The organism is Adlercreutzia faecimuris, from assembly GCF_022669055.1.
Lineage (GTDB): Bacteria > Actinomycetota > Coriobacteriia > Coriobacteriales > Eggerthellaceae > Enterorhabdus > Enterorhabdus faecimuris.
This window is the reverse complement of sequence record NZ_JAJMLW010000003.1, coordinates 14,157-38,087: the sequence shown is the minus strand read 5'-3', so window position 1 is coordinate 38,087 and position 23,931 is coordinate 14,157. Positions and strand designations below refer to the sequence as shown.

At 60.3% G+C, this 23,931-nt stretch carries 21 protein-coding genes; 9 read left to right on the top strand and 12 right to left on the bottom strand.

From position 1 onward, the window contains the following. Positions 1 to 249: 249 nt before the first annotated feature. The 4 genes from LPT13_RS08075 to LPT13_RS08060 form a co-directional block, all read right to left on the bottom strand. Positions 250 to 1,158: a ParB/RepB/Spo0J family partition protein gene (locus LPT13_RS08075; protein ID WP_242165435.1), complete on the bottom strand. Its 909-nt coding sequence runs from the start codon at positions 1,156 to 1,158 to the stop codon at positions 250 to 252. After that, a complete protein-coding gene (locus LPT13_RS08070) occupies positions 1,145 to 1,912 on the bottom strand; it encodes a ParA family protein (RefSeq protein WP_242165433.1) in 768 nt (255 codons plus the stop codon). Before LPT13_RS08070 ends, LPT13_RS08075 begins: the two co-directional genes overlap by 14 nt. A 131-nt stretch (positions 1,913 to 2,043) precedes the next feature. Continuing rightward, on the bottom strand, positions 2,044 to 2,421 hold the full coding sequence (locus LPT13_RS08065) for a hypothetical protein (RefSeq protein ID WP_242165431.1): 378 nt from the start codon (positions 2,419 to 2,421) through the stop codon (positions 2,044 to 2,046). Between the two features lie 102 nt (positions 2,422 to 2,523). Beyond that, entirely contained in the window at positions 2,524 to 2,898 is a 375-nt protein-coding gene (locus LPT13_RS08060) for a YraN family protein (RefSeq protein WP_242165429.1), read from the bottom strand. A 444-nt stretch (positions 2,899 to 3,342) separates the two neighbouring features. On the opposite strand from LPT13_RS08060, the gene LPT13_RS08055 reads away from it, so the two are divergent. The 4 genes from LPT13_RS08055 to LPT13_RS08040 are packed head-to-tail and all read left to right on the top strand — an operon-like array spanning position 3,343 to position 10,684. Next, positions 3,343 to 4,332, top strand: coding sequence for a helix-turn-helix transcriptional regulator (locus LPT13_RS08055; protein ID WP_242165427.1), 990 nt, complete (start codon positions 3,343 to 3,345; stop codon positions 4,330 to 4,332). An 11-nt stretch (positions 4,333 to 4,343) separates the two neighbouring features. Next, the gene (locus tag LPT13_RS08050) at positions 4,344 to 6,344 is read left to right on the top strand and encodes a site-specific DNA-methyltransferase (RefSeq protein WP_242165424.1); all 2,001 of its coding nucleotides are present in this window, start codon (positions 4,344 to 4,346) and stop codon (positions 6,342 to 6,344) included. Next, complete coding sequence (locus LPT13_RS08045) at positions 6,344 to 8,905, top strand: DEAD/DEAH box helicase (RefSeq protein ID WP_242165423.1); 2,562 nt, start codon at positions 6,344 to 6,346, stop codon at positions 8,903 to 8,905. The genes LPT13_RS08050 and LPT13_RS08045 overlap by 1 nt, the downstream gene beginning before the upstream one ends. Positions 8,906 to 8,914: 9 nt before the next feature. Further along, positions 8,915 to 10,684 (top strand): GmrSD restriction endonuclease domain-containing protein, encoded by a 1,770-nt coding sequence (locus LPT13_RS08040; RefSeq protein WP_242165421.1) that lies wholly within the window; start codon positions 8,915 to 8,917, stop codon positions 10,682 to 10,684. On the opposite strand, the gene LPT13_RS08035 is transcribed toward LPT13_RS08040, so the two are convergent. The 5 genes from LPT13_RS08035 to LPT13_RS08015 form a co-directional block, all read right to left on the bottom strand. Continuing rightward, the gene (locus tag LPT13_RS08035) at positions 10,681 to 11,058 is read right to left on the bottom strand and encodes a hypothetical protein (RefSeq protein WP_242165418.1); all 378 of its coding nucleotides are present in this window, start codon (positions 11,056 to 11,058) and stop codon (positions 10,681 to 10,683) included. The two genes, LPT13_RS08040 and LPT13_RS08035, sit on opposite strands and share 4 nt — an antisense overlap. A gap of 77 nt (positions 11,059 to 11,135) precedes the next feature. After that, positions 11,136 to 12,221 (bottom strand): site-specific integrase, encoded by a 1,086-nt coding sequence (locus LPT13_RS08030; protein WP_242165416.1) that lies wholly within the window; start codon positions 12,219 to 12,221, stop codon positions 11,136 to 11,138. A 3-nt stretch (positions 12,222 to 12,224) separates the two neighbouring features. Beyond that, positions 12,225 to 12,560 carry a plasmid mobilization protein gene (locus tag LPT13_RS08025; RefSeq protein WP_242165413.1) on the bottom strand — a complete coding sequence of 112 codons (336 nt, stop codon included), beginning with the start codon at positions 12,558 to 12,560 and terminating at the stop codon, positions 12,225 to 12,227. 34 nt (positions 12,561 to 12,594) lie between these two features. Continuing rightward, entirely contained in the window at positions 12,595 to 13,668 is a 1,074-nt protein-coding gene (locus tag LPT13_RS08020; RefSeq protein ID WP_242165411.1) for a site-specific integrase, read from the bottom strand. Then, on the bottom strand, positions 13,665 to 13,862 hold the full coding sequence (locus LPT13_RS08015) for an HTH domain-containing protein (RefSeq protein ID WP_242165408.1): 198 nt from the start codon (positions 13,860 to 13,862) through the stop codon (positions 13,665 to 13,667). The genes LPT13_RS08020 and LPT13_RS08015 overlap by 4 nt, the downstream gene beginning before the upstream one ends. A gap of 136 nt (positions 13,863 to 13,998) precedes the next feature. On the opposite strand from LPT13_RS08015, the gene LPT13_RS08010 reads away from it, so the two are divergent. Then, positions 13,999 to 14,415: a helix-turn-helix domain-containing protein gene (locus LPT13_RS08010; RefSeq protein WP_242165406.1), complete on the top strand. Its 417-nt coding sequence runs from the start codon at positions 13,999 to 14,001 to the stop codon at positions 14,413 to 14,415. 641 nt (positions 14,416 to 15,056) lie between these two features. On the opposite strand, the gene guaA is transcribed toward LPT13_RS08010, so the two are convergent. Together guaA and LPT13_RS08000 are read right to left on the bottom strand one after the other, a co-directional pair. Continuing rightward, entirely contained in the window at positions 15,057 to 16,649 is a 1,593-nt protein-coding gene (guaA, locus tag LPT13_RS08005) for a glutamine-hydrolyzing GMP synthase (RefSeq protein ID WP_347264151.1), read from the bottom strand. 147 nt (positions 16,650 to 16,796) lie between these two features. After that, a complete protein-coding gene (locus tag LPT13_RS08000) occupies positions 16,797 to 17,651 on the bottom strand; it encodes a tyrosine-protein phosphatase (protein ID WP_242165404.1) in 855 nt (284 codons plus the stop codon). Positions 17,652 to 18,014: 363 nt separating this feature from the next. Between LPT13_RS08000 and LPT13_RS07995 the strand changes: the two genes are divergently transcribed. The 4 genes from LPT13_RS07995 to LPT13_RS07980 all read left to right on the top strand — a co-directional run bounded on the left by LPT13_RS07995 (position 18,015) and on the right by LPT13_RS07980 (position 22,681). After that, entirely contained in the window at positions 18,015 to 18,320 is a 306-nt protein-coding gene (locus LPT13_RS07995; protein WP_242165402.1) for an ArsR/SmtB family transcription factor, read from the top strand. A gap of 269 nt (positions 18,321 to 18,589) precedes the next feature. Then, on the top strand, positions 18,590 to 18,814 hold the full coding sequence (locus LPT13_RS07990) for a cation transporter (RefSeq protein WP_242165399.1): 225 nt from the start codon (positions 18,590 to 18,592) through the stop codon (positions 18,812 to 18,814). A 267-nt stretch (positions 18,815 to 19,081) separates the two neighbouring features. Beyond that, complete coding sequence (locus LPT13_RS07985; RefSeq protein ID WP_242165396.1) at positions 19,082 to 21,007, top strand: heavy metal translocating P-type ATPase; 1,926 nt, start codon at positions 19,082 to 19,084, stop codon at positions 21,005 to 21,007. Positions 21,008 to 21,439: 432 nt separating this feature from the next. Next, entirely contained in the window at positions 21,440 to 22,681 is a 1,242-nt protein-coding gene (locus LPT13_RS07980; RefSeq protein ID WP_242165393.1) for a baeRF3 domain-containing protein, read from the top strand. Positions 22,682 to 22,934: 253 nt separating this feature from the next. On the opposite strand, the gene LPT13_RS07975 is transcribed toward LPT13_RS07980, so the two are convergent. Next, positions 22,935 to 23,654 carry a tRNA threonylcarbamoyladenosine dehydratase gene (locus LPT13_RS07975; protein ID WP_242165390.1) on the bottom strand — a complete coding sequence of 240 codons (720 nt, stop codon included), beginning with the start codon at positions 23,652 to 23,654 and terminating at the stop codon, positions 22,935 to 22,937. Positions 23,655 to 23,931: the final 277 nt, after the last annotated feature.

The window sequence follows — 23,931 nt, the reverse complement described above, 5'->3', positions numbered from 1 at the left end:
AGTTGTTGTTCCGAAAGTTCGTATCAGGGGCGCGGGGGATCCCCCGCCAAGCGGAGGCGATGGTCGAAAGGCCGATTCTCTCCGCTTGCCCGACCCCCGGGAGCTGGCGGAGCGGAGCCCTCACGAGGCTCAAGCGACATGGCCGCTCCATCGCCTCCCGGGGCAAGTGCTATGGCGTCATCGAAGATGTAATACGCCATAGGCTACTTGCTGGATTCGGCGTCTAAGCGCCGATAAGTCCCAGGGTGGTCACTTAGTGCACATCTTCGAGATTCGGGCGCTTATCCGCCGTATCTCGGCGACGGCCTCGCAATCGGCCTTCGAGGGCTTTCCCTCCATCGAGGACATGTACGAGCGGAGGTCGTCGAGGATGCGGACGAGCCTCTTGTCGCACGGGCTCTCAAGTTCGAGCTTGCGCTTGAGGTACTCGGTCGTCTCCTTCTTGGAGAGGCCTGCTGGGCGGCTCACGTAAAGTCGCGTCTGCTTCTCCCTCGGAAGGCCTTTGAGGATATCGACGCTCGAAGCGGAGAGCCGCCCCTCGTTGGCCTCGATTGCCCAGTTCCTGGAGAGGTCGCTCTGGATGGTCTTGGCAAGCTTCTCGTCGCGCAGGATCGTCCTTCCGGAGACGGCCTTGCCGGTCTGCTTCTCGATCATCTCGGCCTTGATGTCCTCGGTGCGCCTCCCCTTAAGCGACGGGTCCTCGGCGCGGAGCCGCTCCGCCTCGATGCCGAGGGCCTCCGTAGCGAATGCCCTCTCTGTCACCGTGAGCGAGCGCACGAAGTAGTTCGCCGTGTGGAGCAGCGTTATCGCCTGGGCGTCCGTGATCCCCTCGACGATCCGGCAGGGAATGCGTGAGAACGCGTCGTCGTCTTTTGCGAGGAGGCGGAACGCCTCAAGGCGGCGGTGCCCCGAGATCATCTGGTAGCCGCCGTCGGCAAGCCTCCTCACGAGCGGGAGGTCGGTGAGGCCGTCGCGCTTGATGGAGCTCGCGAGCTGTTTTATGGCGGAGGCGTCCATCGAGTAGGCGACGTTCGCGGGATGCGCGGAGATTTCTCCGACATCGATCTCAAGGACGGGGAAGCGCTCGCGCGTCTTGGACCTCTCGTCGAGGAGCCCCGAGATCGAGAACGCCTTTGCGACGTCGCTAGCCGAGCTCATTGAGAACCTCCTCAGCCAGAGCCGCGTAGTCGCGCGCAGGTCTGCTGCCGGGCTCGAATGACGCCACTGGCGTCCACTGCCAGCTTCCCTCGCATACCTTGGCCGAGGCATGGATCACGCTTTGAAACTGCGTATCGGGGAAGAAGCGGTCGAGCACCTCTGCTCCCGTCCTCTCGGCCTTGGTCATGCGCCCGGGGACGCAGGTGCGCAGGATCCGGTACTTGGGGCAGGGCATGCGGAGCGCCTCGGCGATGGATTTGGTGGCCTCTACCGTGAGCGCCGTGCCCCGCATGACAGTTGAGTCGAGCTTCACCGGGATGACGACGATGCCACCGTCCGCAGCTGCGAGATAGGCGTTGAATGCCAGGCGCTTGAGCACAGGCGAGCAGTCGATGATGGCGATGTCGTAGGTGTCGGCCGCATCGTCGAGCGCGAACTTGAGCCTCTGCTCGCGGAGCAAAAGCTCGTTCTGGTCGACGAGCTCGATGGTGGAGGGGATCACGGATAGGTTCTCCGTTTCGGTCTCGAAGGCGAGGTCGGCCACGGAAGCCTGTCCGTACAGCAGCTCAATGGAGCTTCTGCCCTCCGCCTTCGCCCTGTCGTAGAGTCCGTAGTAGTCGGTCGCGGAGGCCTGGGGGTCGAGGTCGATCAGGAGCACCCGTCTGCCCGCATCGGCGTAGATGCTTGCGAGGTTCACGGCGCTCGTCGTCTTGCCCACACCTCCCTTGTAGTTGGAGATGGCTATGGTGCGCATGCTTGTCCTTTCTCCCTTGCATCTCGCGCCCGCAGGTTGGAGGTTGGGCGCTTCAGGTGGATTTGTATTACATTCGGTATTGTACCCTAAAACAGTTCATTTGTGAACTGTTTTAGGGTACTTTGCGGTCGCTACCACCAGGCGTGGTAGAAGAGCTCGTCATCTTCGCCGGTCTCCTTAAGCACGCGCTCCAGCATGCTGACCGTCTCGTCTATGCACTGCGTGTAGTAGTCGTCTTCGTAGCCGAATGCCCCGAAGAAGAAACCTTCTTGCACCGGGAGGAGCTCGGGTGCCAGGAAGCGGTCGTCTTCGACGAGCCTGCAGTCGTCCATGAGGCAGACCAGATCCTGCCTGCAGACCGGATAGTACTCGCAGTTCTCGATGAATCCGTCGGAAGTGTTGCGCTCGAACCAGCCGTGGATGTGGTTCGCCTTGCGCCAGTAGGCCAGAAGCTCGTGTTCGGCGTTTTCGCCCTTTGCCCTGCGGGTGAGGTACATGTCGAGTCCCATTTTCGTGCGTCCTTTCAATCGTTGCCGGATGCCCCCTGGCTCCCGCCCGGGCCTTGCGGCCCGGACGGGGCGGGGTTCCTCGTCCGGAGGAACGGAGGTCGTTTATTCCTCCGAGAGGCTGTGGCTCATCGCGTTGATGTGGTGGCGGATCATCGCCCTAGCCTCGCCGACTACCGTGATGGCGACGACGTCGAAGCGGACCGCGCAGTCGCAGATGTCCGGGTTCTCGGCGAGGTAGCTCATCGACATGCGCTCGAAGTCCTCGCGCTCCATGGTCGCCTCGTCGAAGCCGAATCCATCGACCCTTCCGTCGCGCCCCTTCACCTGGACGAATGCGATGGAGTCCTCGTCCTGGGCGATGATGTCGAACTTCCCGTCGCCGTCCGGGCACTCCCAGTTCGCATCGAGGATTTCGTAGCCCCGGCGCTTGAGGAACATCTCCGCCGCGTCCTGAACGTGCTTGCTGAATTCCTTCATTCGAATCGACCTCCAATTCGTCTTCGGCTCGGCCCCTTTGGCCTGCCTTGTGAGGCGCATGGCGCATAGCGTCGCGGCCGTGCAAGGGAGGAAGCGAAACGGCGTATCGAGGAAGCATCTTCGCCGTGCTGGTTTTCCCATTTGTTTTCTGGGACATGCGAAGCGAAGACCTCCCTGAAAAGAAATCGGAAAAGCATCGCGGCCCTTGCGCGGCAACGAGCGGCGCTGTGCGAGGGTGCGACGTTCAAGGAAGGCGAAGGGGCATGCGCGAGATTCGGAGAGCACGTGGGTGGAGGAATTCGTACGTTCGCGTGGGCAGATGCTCCGCCCGGGAGGAGAAGTTATGCGAAAAAGGGACACCCAAAGCGGTGATTCGGCTTCATCGCTTAGAATGAGTAATCAACGTATGTAATACAGATGGGGCGCGAGAGAAGGGCAGGGATCATGGCGAACAACAGCAAGTCGAAGCTGAAGCTGCTGTACCTGAAGCGCATCCTCGAAGAGGAGACCGACGAGAGCCACGGGCTGTCCATGACGCAGCTCATCGACCGGCTGCACGCCTACGAGATACCGGCGGAGCGCAAGGGCGTCTACCGCGACCTTGAGACGCTCAAGGAATTCGGCCTCGACATCCGCACCTACCAGAGGAACCCCGTCCAGTACGCCGTCGTCAGGCGGGACTTCACGCTGTCCGAGCTTATGCTCCTGGTAGACGCCGTGGAATCGTGCAAGTTCCTCACCCGCAGGCAGTCAAACGCTCTCACTACGAACCTGAAGCTCCTCGCGAGCGATTACGAACGGGCTCTTCTGGATCGACGGATACACGTGCCTGGGCGCATAACGTCCAAGAAGGACGGAGTGTTCGAGTGCATCGATATCCTTCACGATGCGATGCGACAGCACAAGAAGGTCTCCTTCATGTACTACAAGTTCAACCTCAAGGGAGAGCGCAAGGCAACCCATGACGGCAAACCGCACGAGGTGACGCCCGTGGGCATCACCTACTGGGACGGCTACTACTACCTGACCGCGTGGAACGACGACCATGAGTGCATGACCGAGTTCAGGATCGACCGCATGGAGAAGCTGCGGGTGTCCCAAAACGCGGCAACCCGCAACGAGGAGATAACGCATCATACATTCGACGGCGACGGACACGAGAGCTTCGGCCGCTTCGGCGGCGAGCCAGTCACAGCGACGCTCCTCGTCGACGGGGACAAGGTGGAGATCATCATGGACCGTTTCGGCGACGCCGCCGAGATGTACGAGCACGACGACGAGACCGCGAAGGCCATCGTGAAGATCCGCAAGTCCGAGCCGTTCTTCGGCTGGATTGCGGGACTCGGAGGCACTGTGAGGATACACGGGCCGAAGAGCTTGAGGGATGAATACGCAGATTATTTGGATAGATTGGCCGCCGAGGCAAGAAAGTAGAATGAGGCGAAATGACCCAGCAGCGATTACAGCTAACTTGGTATAACAAGGACAAAGCACTCATACCGACCGAAACAGGCAAGTATGGCTATCGGTGGGTTGAACCTTCGGATCCCAGGTATTGCGAGACGCACACGCTCGTAATGGATGAATACATTCAGGGCGAACAATCGCCTAAATCAGATGAATACCAGTATTCCGAATATGCCGATCTTGAACCCCAAACTGACAATCTGCTCGTCCATGGCGAATCTGGCGACGTTCTTGAGGCGCTGACGCGTGTGCCCGAGCTTGCCGAAAAATACGTGGGCAATGTGAAGCTGGTCTATATCGACCCGCCTTTCAATACGGCCCAGACTTTCGATTCCTATGAGGATAACCTGGAGCACTCCATCTGGCTTACGATGATGAGGGACAGGCTGCTCCATTTGAAGCGCCTCCTGTCAGACGACGGATCGATCTGGGTGCATCTCGACGACAAAGAAGACCACAGGATGCGCGTGCTTCTGGACGAGATTTTCGGAGCTGGGAATTTCGTGACCGAGGTCATCTGGCAAAAGGCGGATTCGCCTAGAAATGATGCTAAATACTTTTCGTCAGACCATGACATCATCGTGGTCTATGCAAAGTCAGAGGCGTTCAAAGTGAACGGTCTGCCAAGAACGGTCGCAGACAATGCGCGTTTCTCCAATCCCGACAATGATCCAAAAGGCCCATGGTGGGACGGAGATCCAACCGCAAACGATGCGCGATTCCATCAAGGAATGGTATACGCAATCCAACAGCCGATAACTGGTGAGTTGATATACCCTGCTCGCGCAAGGCATTGGGCTTTTGATCAAAGCAAGATTTTAGAAATCGTGAATGGTTGGGCACCATACAAACTAGAGATACTTGACGATACTGATGCGAGAGCTGAATTATGTGGCATCTCTCCCGAAGAAGTTAGACGTGATGTCCCAGCTCTCGTACTTGCCGTACCTCTAAATGAAGCAAAGGAGCAAGCTGAAGAAATATACGAGGGAGGGAATTGGCCAGTCTTTATCCTGCGTTCAGGAGGTGAAGGACGATTCGGGAAGAAGTCATATATTCCTAATCGCCTGAACGTCCCACGCACGTTGTGGCCGAATGCCGAGGTAGGGCACAACAGAACGTCCAAGTCGGAGATCAAGGCCTTGTTCCCTGGCAAGACCCCTTTCTCAACGCCCAAGCCCGAGGCGCTCCTGAAGAGGATAATCCACATCGGCTCCAAGCCAGGCGACATCGTGCTCGACTGCTTTGCGGGATCTGGCACAACTGCGGCCGTCGCCCAGAAGATGGGAAGGCGCTGGGTCACCTGCGAGCTTCTCGATTCGACGTTCCGAGACTTCACTTTGCCACGATTGGAGAAAGTCGTGTACGGAACCGACGAGGGCGGCGTAAGCCGCTCTGAAGGCGAGCGCTTTGACGACAGTCCCGAAGGACTACCTGACAAGATGACTCCGGAGGATGCCAACCAGTTCACATCTTGGCTGAACAAGCTGATATCGAATGATGATGCACTGAAAACAAGCAGCGATGTCAAGAAGTTGAAGCAGCTCGCAAAGACGAAGAAGTCAAAGATGCTCGTCAATTGGCGCGGCGGAGGCGGTTTCCAGGTCGCCCATCTCTCGAAGGAATGCTTTGACTATGACGACTCTCTTGGCAGAGTGATGCTTACGGAAGCCGCAACGGGCGATACGCTGGTGAAATCGATTGCCGCAAATCTAGGGTTCAGGACGATCCCCGATAGCTGCACGAGCCCATTCGACGCCCATCGCGGCGATACGTACCTTAAAGTCGTGGAAGGCATTATCGATGCCGACACGGTTGACTCGATCGTCGGAAAGCTTGGAGAAGGAGAAAAGATCGTCATAGCCGGAACCATGGTCATGGATGGAGCACGCGAGCATCTGAGAAAGATCAGCAAGGGGTCGCGGGTGATTGCCGTACCGGACGACGTCTTCCGCTATACGAAGGGAGGCGCAAGATAATGGCAAAACGACTCAACATCAACTTCGATTCAGATCTTATCGAGTCCATCAGCTCGGAGTTCGACTTGCGCACTCCGAACAAGGAAGCACTTCGCAAGCTCATATTCACACTCGATGGCGATTACGATCCAGAGGTCATCCAAGTCATGAACCTTGCCACCGGCGTCGGAAAGACCTATCTTATGGCCGCATTCATGGAGTACCTTCGCAGGCAGGGCGTGGGCAATGTCGTGATCGTCACCCCCGGTAAGACTGTTCAGGCGAAGACGGTCAAGAACTTCACCCCCGGAAGCGGCCGCTACATCGAGGGCGCACAGATCCCTCCGGATGTGGTCACGCCGCAAGACTACTCGCCTTGGATCGCGAGGCAGAACGGAGCAGCACAGCTCTCGTTTGGAAGAGAGACTCCACTGCTCGCATTCATCTTCAACATCCAGCAGCTCATCGCCCCTAAGAAGGAGGAAGGCGGGACAAGCGACGGAAGCCAGGACGCCATGAGGCGGAAGCCGCGCCGCTTCGACGAAAACGCTGGCGTGCTTTTCGACTACCTGAAGAGCCAGGACGATCTCGTGCTCATCGCGGACGAGTCCCATCTCTATTCGACCAGCGCGGCGGCATTCCATTCGGCGATCCGCGAGCTCGAACCTGCTGCGACCATCGGGCTGACCGCCTCCATCCTCGAAGGCGACCACGTCATCTACAAGTACCCTCTCTACCGCGCCATCGCAGACGAGTACGTGAAAACGCCCGTCCTCGCTTTCCGAAAAGGCGGGTACGGCGAAGACGAGGCATCCGAGGAGCAGCAGCTGAGGGACGCGCTCCAGCTTCGGGACATCAAGCAGTCGGCATACGATGCCTATATAGCGCAGAACGAGCTGCCCGAGTTGAACGCCGTGCTTTTCGTGGTCTGCTCGGACGTGTCCCATGCGACCGAGATAACAAATCTGTTGCGGGGACCTGAGTTCTTCGGACGCGAGCTTGCCGTTCTGCAGGTGGACTCCGAGCATGACGACGACCTCACGCAAAGGATGCTCGAAGATCTGGACGATCCCAACTCGCCCGTCAAGGCGGTCGTCAGCGTGAATAAGCTTAAGGAAGGGTGGGATGTCAAGAATATCGCCGTGATCGTGACGCTGAGAGCCATGGCCTCAGAGGTCTTGACACAGCAGACCATGGGGCGCGGGCTCCGCCTGCCTTTCGGGAAATACACCGGCATCAGGCAGGTCGATCAGCTGGACATCATCTCGCACCAATCCTTCAAGGAGCTTCTCGAACAGGAAAACGTGCTCAGGCAGTTCGGTCTCGAAGAAGCGGTTAGCTCAAATGATCGGTCTCGCTTCGAGTATGAGATTGCGCATATCGGCCAAGGCGACGAAACCACAGGTGCTGCCTTCGGATCAGATTCTGCGACTGAAGGCTATCAGGAGGCTTCTAATGCACCAGCTCCTTACACGCGAACCTCATTTGGTGACGATACAAATACCGACGCTGCGTCAAACAAGCCGACCGTCCTAGTCCAGTCGGTCAACGATCCTAGCCTCACAGATGAGCCTGATCTGACTTACATCACGATTGATCCCAATCCGGCATTCCTTGGAACCTCATACGACTTCCCGGTGACGATCATAGAGGCGAAGCAGCCCGAGATAGACCTCTCCGGTATCTCCGATGACACACTCGCTGCCGCTGCACGAAGGGTCACCTCAACCGGTGATGTGCTCTACCGCAAGGAGATAGTTGCCGTACTGGGCAAGTCCCTACGCGCAGTGGACACCGAAAGCGCCGAGGTAGACTCCGTTCATGTGAGCGACGAGGACGCACGGGACGCCCTTGTCAAGCTGGTGCTGAACATGTCGATGGTTCCGAAAACCGAGGGGACGGCGCGATATATCGCGCAATACCTTATCCCGAGGTTCATGAGCGCATCGAACTTAGACACATGGACAGTCAAATCGTTGTCTTCTGCCCAAGAGCAGCTGAGGCAGACCATCAAGGATTTCATAGTCGAGACACTGAGATCAACGCAGGAAGTGCCCGTCATCAAAGCCAAGGCTATCGAATGCACCGGCTACTCTCTCCCGATTGGCGAGAAGGTCTACGACCAGATCGATACCCGGGATGAATTCGTGAGAGGTCGCGTCTATTCCGGCTGGTTCAAATCACTCTATGCGGAGGAATCGTTTGATTCGTACACTGGCGAGTACATGCTCGCACGCTTGCTCAACACATCCCCTCGCATAGTCTGGTGGAACAGGCTGCATCCTTTCATGGGTGCTTACATCTACTACACGCCCAAAGACCGCTACTTCCCAGATTTCGTCGCCTTAGACGATGAGGGAACGTATTGGATCATCGAGGGCAAAGACGCGCGAGGCCGAGATGATGAGAAGGTGCAGGCGAAGCGGAAGGCAGCAGAACAGCTCGTGAGGAAGCTCGCCATCGACGATGTGTTCTCCAACAGTCACTGGGGATACCTGATCGCCTATGAGGACGATATCGCAAAGTCCGATTCCTGGAACGATTTGCTGGCACTCGCTCAGCCTGTCACGAATAAGATTTAGGAACACAGCATGGGAAACTCTATATACACACCTGTAACGCTCGAAGTGGGCAATATCTTAAAAGATGTGAGAAGCGGAAAGATCGGCCTGCCTGACCTCCAGCGTCCGTTCGTCTGGAAGAACGACAAGGTTAGAGATCTGCTCGATTCGATGCTTCGTGGATACCCTATCGGATACATCATGCTTTGGGAGTCACCAGTAGAAGAGGCCGGTAAAACGGAGGCCATTGGAGCCAATGAGAAGTCTTACAGCTCCCCGAAGGAGCTCGTCATCGATGGGCAGCAGAGGCTGACCGCACTTCTCGCCTCCTTCTACGGAATACCAGTCAAGGACAAGAGCTTTAGCGAGCGCATCATCAGGGTGGCCTACGATCCCATCGAAAGGCAGTTCAAGAACGCCGACGCATCGACAGACAGGGATCCCAGGTACATATCGGCCGTATCAGAGGTCTTTGAGGCGAACCGTCTGAACAAGTTGAGCAAGTTCAGGAGAGAGTTCATCAAGGACTTGAACGATTCGAGCCTGAAGAAGGGCTTAGCTGAGCTGACAGACGAGGAGGAAGACAGGATCGAGAACGGGCTCAATGCGCTGCTTGGGCTTGAGCGGTACTACCTGCCAACACTGAACATCACAGCCAACGCCGATGAGGAGATGGTCTCTGACATCTTCGTCAGGGTTAACTCCCAGGGACAGGCGTTGAAACAGGACGACTTCATCATGACGCTGCTTTCAGTGTACGAGCCCGAGATGCGAGAGAGGATAGAACTCTTCTGCGAGGAGAGCCATATACCTGCGCAGAACACATCATACAATCCATTGATAAAGGTGTCGCCCACGCACTTGATCAGAACAACCGTCGGCGTCGGCTTCAAGAGGGGTCGCCTGCGCTACGCCTACCAGATACTCAGAGGCCGCGATCTGAAGACCAAAGAGACGAGCGCTCAAACGCGCGAGGAGAACTTCGAAAAGTTCGGAAAAGCCCTTGATCACGTACTTGACCTCAACAACTGGCACGCCTTCATCAACACGCTCAGCGAAGCTGGCTACATAAACGCGGATCAGATCTCCTCGTCAAATGCGCTCTTCTTCAATTACGCTTTCTACATTATCGGCAAGTACGAGTTCAAGATGGAACCCTTAAGGATCAAGAGACTTGTCCGCAGATGGTATTTCGCTTCTGCTCTCACTGCCTATTACGTGGGCTCTTTCGAATCCGATTTCGAGCAGCAGCTGAACGATATCTCAAAGCTGAGCAACTCGGACGAGTTCGAGGCCTATTTCGATAGAAGCATCGAGGCGCTCCTTACCGACGATTACTTCAGAATCACACTACCAGCCGATCTCGATGCGAACGAGGCAACAGGTCCCACTTGGTACGGCTTCGTAGCTTCTCAGATTGTTCTTGGCGCTAAGGCCCTGTTTAGCACCGTGCCATTATCTCAGTTGGTGGGTCCTTATTCTTCCGGAACGAAGAAGGCCGTGGACAAGCACCATCTATTCCCGGACAACTACCTAAAAGAGGTTGGGCACATAGCAGACCGAAGCAATCGAGCAAACTTCACCTATGTCGACTACCAGAACAACATCTACATCTCCGATGATCCGCCATCAGAATATGTGAGCAAATACAGGAAGGATCTAGGGGAAGACGCGTACTTGAAGGCATGTGAAGAACATGCGCTACCCGTTGACTTCGAGACGATGGATTACGAAACATTCTTGCAGAAGAGACGTGGTTTGATGTCACAACTTGTAAAGGAAGCTTACGAGAAACTCTAAAACGACAGTCTGCTCATGGCCTGTAGAAGATCATGGGTAATTGTGGTGAAACCAATGAAATCGCTGTAAGAATCATCTGGCAGCCAACAGAGGCAAGCATCTATGTCGATGCTTGCCTCTACTTTTTCAGGAATAGAGCTTCTTGAGGTCGTGGCATCAACAGTGCCTTTTTTGCATTTCAGTGCATTCATTTCTCGCCAGAGTAAGATATCGTCACTTTCGAACCTGAAGATCATCACTGCAGGATCATGCCAATCCCTGAGATCGCAATCCCAGAGCCTGAGCACGTCTGCAAGATAGTCATCCTGAAACGCTAGGAAGGCAGCGCGCACATCATCGGGAAAGGTTATCGAGTTTTCTCCAGTCATCATCACCTAGCAATCTCTCGTTTTCGGTAAGCATACAGTGCCTGCAGAAGTATGGGTGTCCTCAAATGGGACACCCGACGATTTCATCCGACTTTCTTAGTTCCCTTGGCTTCGTTAAGCGCGTTGGCCATCACTCCTTGAGAGTTGGGGAGCAGGTGAGCATAACGGAACGTGATGTCCGTTGTCTCGTGTCCCATGCGCTCGGCTATCGCAACAACGCTGAAGCCCATATGGATGAGCATGGAAACGTGACTATGTCTCAGATCGTGCACCCTGATGCGCTTCACACCTGAGATCCTGCAGCCGCGATCCATCTCATTGCAGAGGAACGATTTCGTCATCCCCTCGAATATCCTCTCGTCTGGCCCTATCTTCAGGATCAATTCGATGTACTCCCGGATCTCTTCGCATAAGAACTCGGATAATGCGATTTTCCTGTATGACTTCTTCGTCTTCGGTGGGCCTACAATCGCTCCACCGTCCTTTCTTGCGAGGCTTTTGTCTATGGTGAGGATGCGGTTTTCAAAATCGAAGTCGGTGGGCGTGAGAGCTAGAAGCTCGCCTTCGCGTATGCCCGTCCAGAACAGGAGATCGAAAGCATAGTAGCTTTTAGCCTTGTCGCAGATCGCGTCCTGGAACCGATTGAACTCTTCCTTGCTCCATATCTGCATCTCGCCCGATCTCGTTTTGCCTGTCTTGGAGATCTTCTTCATCGGGTTCGGCTTGAGTCCGTAGTTCCGTTCGGCATGGTTAAACAGAGATGCCAGATCGCTGTTGAGTTTCCTGACATAGGTCGGTGACAAGGGATTGCCGTTCTTGAGTCTCTGCTCGTCTAGCCATCCCTGCCAATGCAGGATATCAATGGGCTTTATGTCTCCCATCAGCTTCTCCCCGAAGTAGGGCTTGATCCATTTCCCGATGGACAGCCTTTTGGTATCGTAGGTCGTCCAGCGAATGCGCGGCTTCATGTCTGCCAGGTAAACGTCCACGAAGGCCGAGAATGGGAAGCTGCACGGGTTCTCGGCGCGCGCCCTGAACTCGTTCTCATAACGGAGCGCATCGTCCTCCGTCTCGAAGCTGCGCTTGTACTTTTGTTTGAGCGAGCCATCGGGCAGGCGGTAATAGAATGATGCGCACCATTTTCCATTATCCAACTTGTATGCGGGCATTGGCTAACACCTCCCCATATTCTTGAGAATCTCGTCCTCGTCCTCGATCTCAGATCTGGTCTCGTCTCCTCGCAGCCCGAGCATGACATCTGCTAGGAGGTCACATGTCTCCAGCAGATGCTCGCTGGGGCTGTCGCCCTTTCGGAGCCGGTTGAGCTGCTTGCAGACCTCGCGCATCTCGTCACGTAGCGCTTTCAGCGCCCTGGGCGAGGGCACAACGGTGATCTCCATGTCGCATAGCTTGGACATTATGTAGTCTTGCTTGGTCAACCCGCTCATTGCGACCATTAGGTTTAGCCGTTCGTTCATCTCCTTGGTGACTCTGAACGCGATGGTCATGGGGCGCGCCCGGTCCTCGTTTTTGCAAGTCATATCAATCCTCCCTATACGATTGCAAGGCATCGGCCATCTTCTCCTGTGAGCCAGGGAACATGTGGCCATAGCGGAACGTGATTTCTGCAGACTCGTGTCCCGTCCTGTCGCCGATCGCCACGGCCGAGAACCCCATCTCTATCAGAAGGGAAACGTGACTGTGCCGAAGATCGTGAACCCTGATGACGGGAACGCCCGTCATGGCGCTTCCCTTAGCAATGGCAGCCTTCAGCTTCGCCGAGCTGAGGTCAGCGAATATGCGCTCGTCGTGAGCCGTCGGGGACACGTTGTAGACGAAGTCCCGAAGCTCGTCGCGCAAAAACTCCGGAAGGGCTATCTGGCGAATCGACTTCTCCGTCTTAGGATCGGTGATGAGGTCTTTTCGCTTGAGGCGCCTGTAGGAATGCCTGACATGCAGTGTCGATCCCACGAAGTCGATGTCGGCGGGAGTGAGCGCGAGGAGCTCTCCTGTTCGCACACCCGTCCAATAGAGGACCTCGAAGGCGGTGTAGAGCAGCTTGTCGTCGATTTGCGACTCGGAGAACCTCAGGTACTGCTCCTTGGACCAGATGTTTATGCCGCGAGCGTTCTTGGAGCCGATGCGCGGCGCTTTCTTGACCGGGTTGGGTCGGAGCCCGTAGTACCGCTCGGCGTGGTTCATGATCGAGGCGAATGCGCTGTTGACCGTTCGCACATACGTCTCCGAGTAGGGCTCGCCGTTTTCCTTCCTGAAGGCGAGGATCTCGTTCTGCCAGTCGATGACGTCGAGCACGGTTATGTCCCTCATGCGCTTGGTGCCGAACTTTGGGATGATCTTGTCGTTGATGATGTACTCACGGGTAGCCCAGGTATACTCTCGGATGGTCGGTTTCACATCTTCGGCGTAGACGTCTACGAAGTCGGAAAGCCTCATATCCATGGAGCCACGCGCCCTGTTCGTGTAGTCAAGCTCGAACGCCTCGGCATCGGCCTTCGTCTCAAACCCGCGCTTGCATTTGTGCTTGCGCTTCCCGTAGATATCCTTGTACCAGAACTGGCTCGTCCAGCTCCCGTTCTCCTCTCTCACCGCTGTCATCGGATACCGTCCTTCCAGCCGAAATAGCGCTGCTCGAAGTAGTCCTTGCTCACCTTTCCCGTGACCGTCATGTAGCCTTTCTCGGCAAGCTCACGGTTCAGTTCCTTGATGACCGAGTAGGCGGAGGTTCGTGAGATTCCCAGCCTCTCCGCCACCTCATCGGCTCTGATCATCTCTGGCTTGTTATCTACCATGTATGCTCCTTTCGGACAGTTCACTATTGAACTGTTTCATTCAGGGCATACTAACAGTTCAGTTTCGTACGGTCAATACGTTGCGTTCATTTGTGAACTGTTTTAGAATTCGTAGGACAACGCGCTAAGGAGCCTTATGAACACTGGAGAACTGATTCGCTTCTACAGGAAGCGCAAACATATGACACAGGCCGGATTGGGCGAGGCCGCAGGCTTCTCCGAACCAGCCATCAGAAACTACGAGCTGGGCAACAGGACTCCCGACAGAGGCCAGCTGGAGAAGATATCGAAGGCTCTAGGAGTAACGCCCGACTCCCTTGTCAGACACGAGATAACAAGCGCAAAGGACGCGCTTGGAGTCTTGTTCCAGCTGGAAGACGAGTTCGGACTAGTTCCCCAGGAGGATGGATCGCTCATGATCGATCCCAAGGCCGACAATGCACAGAAGCTCGATGCAGCCATCAAGGCTTGGGTGAATGCGCGCGGTGAGCTCACGCGTGGCGACATGACGGAGGAGGACTACAGAGCCTGGCGCGCAGGCCTCCAGGTCTGATATAAGCATCAACTTGCATCGTTCACGGGCGCTCAAAGAGCGCCTTTTTCTTTTCCTCTTGCACATGCCTTTCGCAAAATATGCCATCTACCTCGTAGTATCGGCAATCGAATTTACTCCCGCATACATTTGCCCCATTTTTCTCGTAGTTGCTGAGGCGATTTGAACACTCACCGATACTGTAAATCGTAGGAAGATCTGGTCTTGAAATGTGCCCGAAAAGCCCTGATTCGTAGTATCGGACGCATTTTTTACACCCCTATCTTTCCTGGGGAAACGTCCATTTTGAAGCTCGATTTCGGGGGTGAGTACAAAACGATACTGTTCTCCACAATTGCCCACTTTTCTCATTACCAGCAACAGTTTCGAGTGGCTTGATTCAGGCTATTTCTTTCCACTTCTTAGGAAGACTTAACAAAGCTTTCGAACTCCCTTGGCGGCGATACTCCAGAAGTCGCTAATAAACAGTATCGGAGCAGGGAAAAGTAAGACCCGCCAAGGCATTGACGGGTCGTTTTCATTCAAAGCGAAAGCGAGAGGATAATCGAGTGGCTTGCAAAATCCTTATGGAGAATTACACAGTTTTACAAAGAATTAGAAAGTAATAATGAAGCGAAATAGTGCCTCTTAACTGGTAAAACTCACTCCCATTCCACCGTAGCAGGCGGCTTGCTCGTCACGTCGTAGACCACGCGGTTCACCCCCGGGACCTCGGCCACCACGCGGCTGCTCACGCGGGCTATCAGCTCGTAGGGCAGCCTCGCCCAGTCGGCGGTCATGGCGTCCTGGCTCTCCACGGCGCGCAGGATGATCGGGCGGGCGTAGGTGCGCTCGTCGCCCATCACGCCGACGCTCCTGATGTCGGGGAGCACCGCGAAGTACTGCCACACGCTGCGCTCGCTGTCGCGCACGCCGGTCTCCTGGAACAGGCGCTCGTTGTAGGCGTCCAGCTCCTCGCGGACGATGGCGTCGGCGCTCTTCAGCACCTCCAGCTTCTCGGCGTCCACGTCGCCGATGATGCGGATGGCCAGGCCGGGACCGGGGAACGGCTGGCGGTGCACGATGTGGTCCGGCAGCCCGAGCGCGGTGCCCAGCGCCCGCACCTCGTCCTTGAAGAAGTGGTCGAGCGGCTCGATGAGCTCGAAGGACACCCCCTCGGGGAACGGGATCAGGTTGTGGTGGCTCTTGATGGTGGACGCCTTTCCGCCCGTCTTGCGCGCGCCGCTCTCGATGATGTCGGGGTAGATGGTGCCCTGGGCCAGGTACTTCACGCCGTCGAGCTGCTGCGCCACGGCGAAGAACTCCTTCCAGAACTGCGTGCCGATGATGCGGCGCTTCTCCTCCGGGTCGCTCACGCCGGCGAGCAGCTCCAGGTAGCGCTCGCGCGCGTCCACGCGGATGAAGTCCACGTCGAACTGCTCGGTGAAGACGGCCTCCACCTCCTCGGGCTCGCCCTTGCGCAGCAGCCCGTGATCCACGAACACGCACACCAGCTGCCGTCCGATGGCTCGCGCGCCCAGAGCCGCCACCACCGACGAGTCCACGCCGCCGGAAAGCCCCAGGATGACGCGATCCTCCCCCACCTTCTCGCGGATGGCCGCCACCGAGTCCTCGATGATCGAGTCCATGGTCCAGTCGGGCACAAGCCCGCAGATGCCGAAGAGGAAGTTCGCCAGCAGCTCGTTGCCGAACGCGGTGTGGCGCACCTCGGGATGGAACTGCGTCGCGTACAGGCGCCGCTCGGCGCACTCCATCGACGCCACGGGGCACACGTCGGTGCTTGACGTCACCGTGAAGCCCTCGGGCACGCGGCTCACCGCGTCACGATGGCTCATCCACACCGTCTGCTCACCGGGTGTGTCCGCGAACAGCGCGCTCTCGCCGCAGCGGGTGAGCGGCGCCGGGCCGTACTCCCCCTTCTCGGTGTGCCCCACCTCGCCGCCAAGCGTCACGGCCATGATCTGCTGGCCGTAGCAGAACCCGAGCACGGGGATGCCCAGCTCCAGGATCTCCGGGTCGATGGAGGGCGCGTCATCGGCGTAGACGCTCGCCGGGCCGCCGGAGAAGATGATGGCCGCCGGGGCCATCGCCCGCACCTCGTCAGCGGTGATGTCGCAGGGGACGATCTCGGAGTACACGTGCAAATCGCGTACGCGCCGCGCGATGAGCTGCCCGTACTGGGCGCCGAAGTCGACGACGATGACACGCTGATCGGGAAGGGCGGACTGGCTCACGATGGCTCCTCAGATGCGAAGGGCGCGCCGGGCGCGCGCCGGTTGCAGAAACGCCGCCCATCATACACGGCGCAGGTTACGCCCGTGTTACCGCATGCCGCGGAATCCACGGCACATCCGCAGCGCGCCGCCATCCTGGCTCGCCTGCTATTCCAGGTAGAGACCCCTCAGCTCGGCTACCGCGTCCGGCCCGACGCCCAACCCGTCGCGCAGGTAGCCCTCCACGCCGCCGAACTCCTTGCGCACGGCGTCGAAGGCGGCGTCGTAGTACTCCATCTGCGCGTAGAACAGCGCGTCCACGTCGGCATCCGCCCCCTCCAGCACATGATGGCGCGCTAGGGCGTCGAGCATCTTCTCCGCCCACGTGCGCACGAACAGGTTGGTGGCCAGGTAGTCCGCCTGAATGGCCTCCGGCGGCACTCCCAGCGCGTATTCCACCAGGATGGCGCCCAGCCCCGCGCGATCCTTGCCCTCCGTGCAGTGCCAGAGCGTCGCGCCAGCCCGCGCTCCCAGGAGCACCTGGAAGAAGCTGCCGTAGGCGCGCATTCCGGCCTCCCCCAGCAGGCACTCCGGATACAGCTGGCGAATCATCTCGAAGGGGTTCCCGTCGAACTTCCGCAGCGCCCGGGCGTCCTCGGCCAGGTCGCCCTCATGGGTGATGCCCAGCGCCGCCTCCTCGAACACGGGCAGGTCGTAGAACACGACGCCCGCGAGCTTGTCCTTGGGATCAGGCTCCTTCTGGCGCTCCATGTCCGTGCGGAAGTCGACGACCCGCTCCATCCCGTGCATCAACTCCAGTTGCCGCAGGTCGGTTTCGGTGGCGTGACGGAGCGCGCCCGACCGGATGAGCCGACGCCGCGCGATGCGCCGCCCGTCAGCCGCAGGAAGCCCGCCCAGGTCGCGGGTGTTGGGCAACCCCTGGAGCGCCACATGCCCGAAGTCGGGGAAGCCGGGAACAGGCTGCGGAAGCTCCGCGCCGCCCGTCAGGTCATTGTTAGCCATGGGAATCTTCTTTCGCTCGACCACGTTTCCCCCGATCATAGCGGGCTGCGCGCCGGCCTTCCACCTCCTTCGCCAATCGTTTCCCGGCGGTCGCCAACAATAACTCCGGGAAATCCCGAGAACCCGTTGACAAACCTCGCCGGATTCCTATACTTATGAACAGTTGCTCATATGTTTAAGTGAATGAGGGAACATATGATACAGTATCGATACGAGACCATGGATCTCCCGCCAGAGACGGCAGAGGCTCCAGAGACGGCAGAGGCTCCAGAGACGGAAGAGGCTCCAGAGCCGGCGAAAACCCCGGGGACGACGGAAGCCCCAGAGATAGCGGAGGCCCTGGAGGCAACGGAGGTCCCGGAGATGGCCGCTACCCCAGAGTGCATGCCGGATGAGGAGCTGCTCTACGACCTCGCAGACCTGTTCAAGGCCTTCGCGGATACCACGCGCATCCGCATCCTCTACGCGCTGATGGGCCAGGACCGCTGCGTCGCCGACATCGCCGACATCATCGGCGTGTCCCAAAGCGCCGTCTCCCACCAGCTGCGCACGCTCAAGCAGGCGCGCCTGGTGAAGTTCCAGCGCGACGGCAAGAACATCATCTACTCGCTCTCCGACGACCACGTCTACACCATGCTCGCCCAGGGCATGACCCACATCTGCGAGTAGCGCGCCCGCACCCCCGTACGACAAGCACCGCCCGCACGACCCGAGCGACCAGCACGACCCGCAAAGCCCTCGCAACCCAAGCGACCAGCACGAACCAGGCGACCCATGCGACCAGCACCCCCCCGAGCGACGAACAAAATGTTTCACGTGAAACATTAGTTCGTGGAAAGCGCGGCCATCGCTCGCCAAGTGACCAGCAAGATGCCCGACCGAATGTTTCACGTGAAACATTCGTACCCTCCCTGAGGGATCGAGAGAAAGGAGCCCCGATGCGCAAGGCCCTCAAGCTTCAGAACCTCGACTGCGCGAACTGCGCCGCGAAGATGGAAGGCGACATCAGCGCCCTCGAGGGCGTCAACAAGGCCTCCATCAGCTTCATGACCCAGAAGCTGATGATCGACGTCGACGGAGACGCCCAGGCCCTCGACACCGTCCTCGACAAGGCCCAGGCCATCTGCGCCAAGTACGAGCCCGACTGTGTCATCCTCCGCTAGTCGCCGCACGCCCGCGCGCCACGGAGGGGGCGCATCGCAGTTGCCGCTCCCGCACGCCACGGGACTCATCGCGGAGCGCTGCACGGTGCCGCCCGCGTAGCGCGCTGCACGGTGCCGCCCGCGTAGCGCGCTGCACACGGCGCACGGCGCAACGAGTTCGTCGTCTCTACACGGCGCGAGACGCAGTCAGCGTAAAAGCTGGCTCCAGCTCTAAGAATTTAAGAGCCTCACCCACCCTGCCCGCTTCCTCACAGAATGGCCCTCATCATGACCACCCTCACCGATAAGCAGATCCGCTGGCGCAACCGCATCATCGTGGCCCTCGTGCTCTTCGTCATCGCCTTCGCCATCGAGAAGGCGGGCCTCCTCGAGGCCTGGTTCGACACGCCGAGCGACCTCTACGCCGAGCTCGTGCTGTTCCTCGTCCCCTACCTCGTGGCCGGCTACGACGTGCTGCTCAAGGCAGCGCGCAACATCGGGCGCGGGCAGGTCTTCGACGAGAACTTCCTCATGTCCGTGGCCACCATCGGCGCGTTCGCCCTGGTGCTGTTCCCCGATACCGAGCCCCACATGGCCGAAGGCGCCGCCGTCATGCTGTTCTACCAGGTGGGCGAGCTGTTCCAGAGCTACGCCGTGGGCAAGTCGCGCAAGTCCATCTCGGACATGATGGACATCGCGCCCGAGTTCGCCAACATCATGCGCGACGGGCAGCTCGTGCAGGTCGACCCCTACGAGGTGTCCCCCGGCGATGAGATCGTCGTCAAGCCGGGCGAGCGCATCCCCCTGGACGGCGTCGTCGTCGACGGCCGGTCCCAGGTGGACACGGCCGCCCTCACCGGCGAGTCGATCCCGCGCGGCGCCAACCCGGGCGACGAGGTCATCTCCGGCTGCGTCAACCTCACCGGCGCCCTCACCGTGCGCGTCACCAAGCCCTTCGAGGACTCCACGGTCAGCCGCATCCTGGAGCTGGTGGAGAACGCGGCCGACAAGAAGGCGCGCACCGAGAGCTTCATCACCCGCTTCGCCCGCTACTACACCCCCGCCGTGGTCGGCGTGGCCGCGGCCCTCGCCATCCTGCCGCCGCTCCTGTTCGGTCAGGAGTGGGCCGACTGGATCCTGCGCGGCCTCACCTTCCTGGTGGTGTCGTGCCCCTGCGCGCTGGTCATCTCGGTGCCCCTATCGTTCTTCGGCGGCATCGGCGGCGCCTCGCGCATCGGTATCCTCGTCAAGGGCAGCAACTACCTGGAGGCCCTCGCCCACGCCGAGACCGTCGTCTTCGACAAGACCGGCACGCTCACCAACGGCACCTTCACCGTCACGGCCATCCACGCGGAAGGCGACACCACCGAGGACGAGCTGCTCGCCCTGGCCGCCCACGCCGAGTCGCTCTCGAACCACCCCATCGCCGCCTCCGTGCGCCAGGCCTACGCCGGCCCCCTCGACCCCGCCCGCATCCAGCAGGCGGAAGAGGTCAGCGGCCAGGGCATCCGCGCCGTCGTCGACGAGCGCGAGGTGCTGGTGGGCAACGGGCGCCTCATGGACGCCGCCGGCGCAGCCTGGCACGACTACGAGCTGGTGGGCACCATCCTCCACGTGGCCGTCGACGGCGTCTACGCGGGCCACATCGTCATCGCCGACCAGGTGAAGGACGACGCCGCGGCCGCCATCGCCGCGCTGCGCAAAGCCGGCGCGCGCAAGACGGTCATGCTCACCGGCGACCGCGCCGACGTGGCCGAGGCCGTCGCCGCCAGCCTCGGCATCGACGAGGTGCGCGCCGAGCTTCTGCCCCAGGACAAGGTGGCCCAGGTGGAGGCCCTGCTCGAAGCCCAGGCCCAGGCCAACCCCAAGGGCAGGCTCGCCTTCGTCGGCGACGGCATCAACGACGCCCCCGTCCTCACCCGCGCCGACATCGGCATCGCCATGGGCGCCATGGGCTCGGACGCCGCCATCGAGGCCGCGGACGTGGTGCTCATGGACGACCGCCCCTCGCAGATAGCCCGCGCCATCTCGGTGGCCCGCAAGACCATGGCCATCGTCTGGGAGAACATCGTCTTCGCCCTGGGCGTCAAGCTGGCCGTGCTGGCGCTCGCCGCCGTCGGCATCGCCAACATGTGGATGGCCGTCTTCGCCGACGTGGGCGTGGCCGTCATCGCCATCCTCAACGCCATGCGCGCCATGAACGTCCGCAAGTAGCGCCCTCCTGGGTGGCGACGCGGATAGCGACGCGGGTAGCCGCCCGCTCCTACCCCGCCCCTCCGCGTCGCCACCCGACCGCCCCGCCGTCGCCCGCGCCACTCGCCTGCCCCGCCCGCCGCCCCTCCGCCCACGCGTCGGCCGCCGCTCGCGCGTTCCGCCCCCGCCCGCACGCCACCCCTCCGCCCCCGCACCACCCACCGCACCACCCCGCACGCCACCCACATGCCGTCCGCACGCCACCCTCCCTGAAACCCCTCGGCACAGGATCGGCAACCGGACGACAACAGGTTCTCCCGGCAATCCCCCGCCTTCCGCCCCGGGCCTATCCTGAATGGTGAGCGCACGTGCCCGCAGGCTCTCGCATCGCCTGCCGTCAGCACCAACGCGCCCATCACAACCAGTAACCGACGGCGTATTTGGAGGTTTCCCATGAAGGACGCTATGAAGGAGCTGCAGGACAGCATCCACGTGCTCGACAACTTCGATCCCCGGGCCTACGAGCAGGCGGAGCCGCCCCTGGTATCCATCTACCTCCCCATCCACCGCGACCAGCGTGAGGAGCCGCGCCGCGACGAGTGGGACGGCATCGAGCTCAAGGACCTCAAGGAGGAGGCCGAGCGCACCCTGCGCGAGAAGCTTCCCAACGAGAAGGACTGGGCCGGCATCGCCGAGCGCCTCGACTACCTCTTGGCCCACCCCGACCTGCCCCTTTGGGAGAACGCGCCCGAGGGCGTCGCGCTGCTCATCAGCAACACCGACGTCTACGCCTTCAACCTGGACTTTGCCGTCGACCCCTGCGTGGTGGTGGGCCCCGCCTACTACACCAAGCCGCTCCTGCGCAACTTCCAGTACGGCACGCGCTACTACCTGCTGGCCCTCGGCACCGACCGCTTCGGCTGGATCAAGGGCGACCAGCACAGCGTCAAGCGCATGGCGCTCCCGCCCGAGGTGAAGGACTACTTCTCCGAGCTCTTCGCCAACTCCGACGACACGGTGGCCGACGAGCGCAAGCACGAGGAAGGCGCCCTCGACTTCATCACCCTCGAGGGCCATCTGTCCCCCTACCATGACTTCCAGTCGCGCAAGAACGTGGCGAAGGAGGAGGCCGAGAAGTTCTTCCGCTACGTGAACAAGGCCGTCGACGACCACCTCGTGCGCGATGACGCCACGTCCATCATCCTGGTGACGCTGCCCGAGCACGTGGCCGCCTTCCGCAAGGTATCCACCCTGCGCCACCTCATGCCCACCGCCATCGAGAAGGATCCCGCCAGCCTCACCGGCGAGCAGCTGCGCGACGACGCCCTGGCCATCATGGAGGCCGACCGCGACGCCAAGGTGCAGAAGGCGCTCGACGAATTCGCCTACGACCTGTCCAAGGGCAAGGCGACGGATGACTACAACGAGCTGGCGATGGCCCTGGTTGAGCGCAAGGTGGCCGCCCTCTTCGTCCAGGAAGGGAAGGACATCCCCGGCACCTTCGACCCCAAGACCGGAGAGATCTTCTTCGACACCGACACCAACCCCACCGACGACAAGATCCTCGACCCGGCCAGCCCCGACCTGGTAGACGCCTTCGCCCAGGCCGCCCTGGCCCAGGACGCCCACATCTACGTCCTCCCGGCCGACAAGATGCCCGGAAACAAGGGCATAGCCGCCCTCTACCGCTACTAGCCGCCTAAGAGGAAAGCAGAGGAGGGGCAGTCCAAGGACTGCCCCTCCTCGCATCCGGCCCCTTTTCATCGAGCCACGCTGAGGTCACACACCCGGCACCGAGCCCCCGCGGCGAGCCACCGGAACCGCGAAACGCATCCCGGCAGCACGAAAGTCGCGAACCACCGAGCAGCCGCCCCACTCCCCCACACGCTGAGCCGCGCCGGGGAGCGTGCCCAACACCAAGCCCCCGCGGCGCACCACCAGAACCGCGCTACCGCCCCAGCAGCGAGCAGATCACCCGCCCGGCAAGCATCTGCCCCATGATGGGCGGAATGTACGACATCGTCCCCAGCTCCGCGCGCTCGCTGCGCGGCGTGCCCTCAGGCACCTCAACCGGCAGCGGCGGCTCGTCGGAGTAGAGCACCTCCAGCCGCTCGATACCCGCCGCGCGCGCCCGCTTGCGCACCGCACGGCTGAGCGCGTCCCCATGGGTCTCGTAGAGGTCGGCGAACCGCAGCCGCGTGGGATCGGCCTTGTTGGCCCCGCCCATGGAGGCCACCAGCGGCACGCCCTCCCGCTGCGCGTAGAGCGCGAGGGCCAGCTTGGAGGCCACGGTGTCGATGGCGTCCACCACGTAGCCAGGCCGGCGCGGCAGCCCCGCGAACAGCGCCTCCACGCCCTCGGGCAGCACGAACTCGTCACGCGTCTCCACGCGCACGTCGGGGTTGATGGCCCGTGCCATGGCCGCCATCACCTCCACCTTGCGCCGCCCCACGGTTTCCGTGAAGGCGATGGCCTGGCGGTTGATGTTGGAGGCCTGCACCGCATCGCCGTCGACGAAGACAAGCGACCCCACGCCGCCGCGTACCAGCGCCTCGGCGCAGTTCGACCCCACGCCGCCGACGCCCACCACCATCACGCAGGCCGCATCCAGCCGAGCCAGGCCCTCATCGCCCAGCACCCGCCGCAACCGGCTCTTAGCATCCTCCACAGCATCATCCCCCAATCAACAACGTACAGGCCGCCGGGCAGGGAGCGGTCGCAGCGAGGTTAAGCCAAAGCCCCGGCGAGACCCTGGCTCGCCGGGGCGACGCGTCGAGCGAAGGCCGCTCCCTGCCCGGCGGCCGTCCCGCAGGTTGAACGGCGAGCACCCGCGCGAGCCCAGCAGCCGCCCCCTCACATCTGGAGCCGCGTCGCCGGGGCCGTGCCGAGCGGAGCGAGGTCAAGCCGAAGGCTCCGTGAGACCTTGGCTCACGGAGCCGACGCGT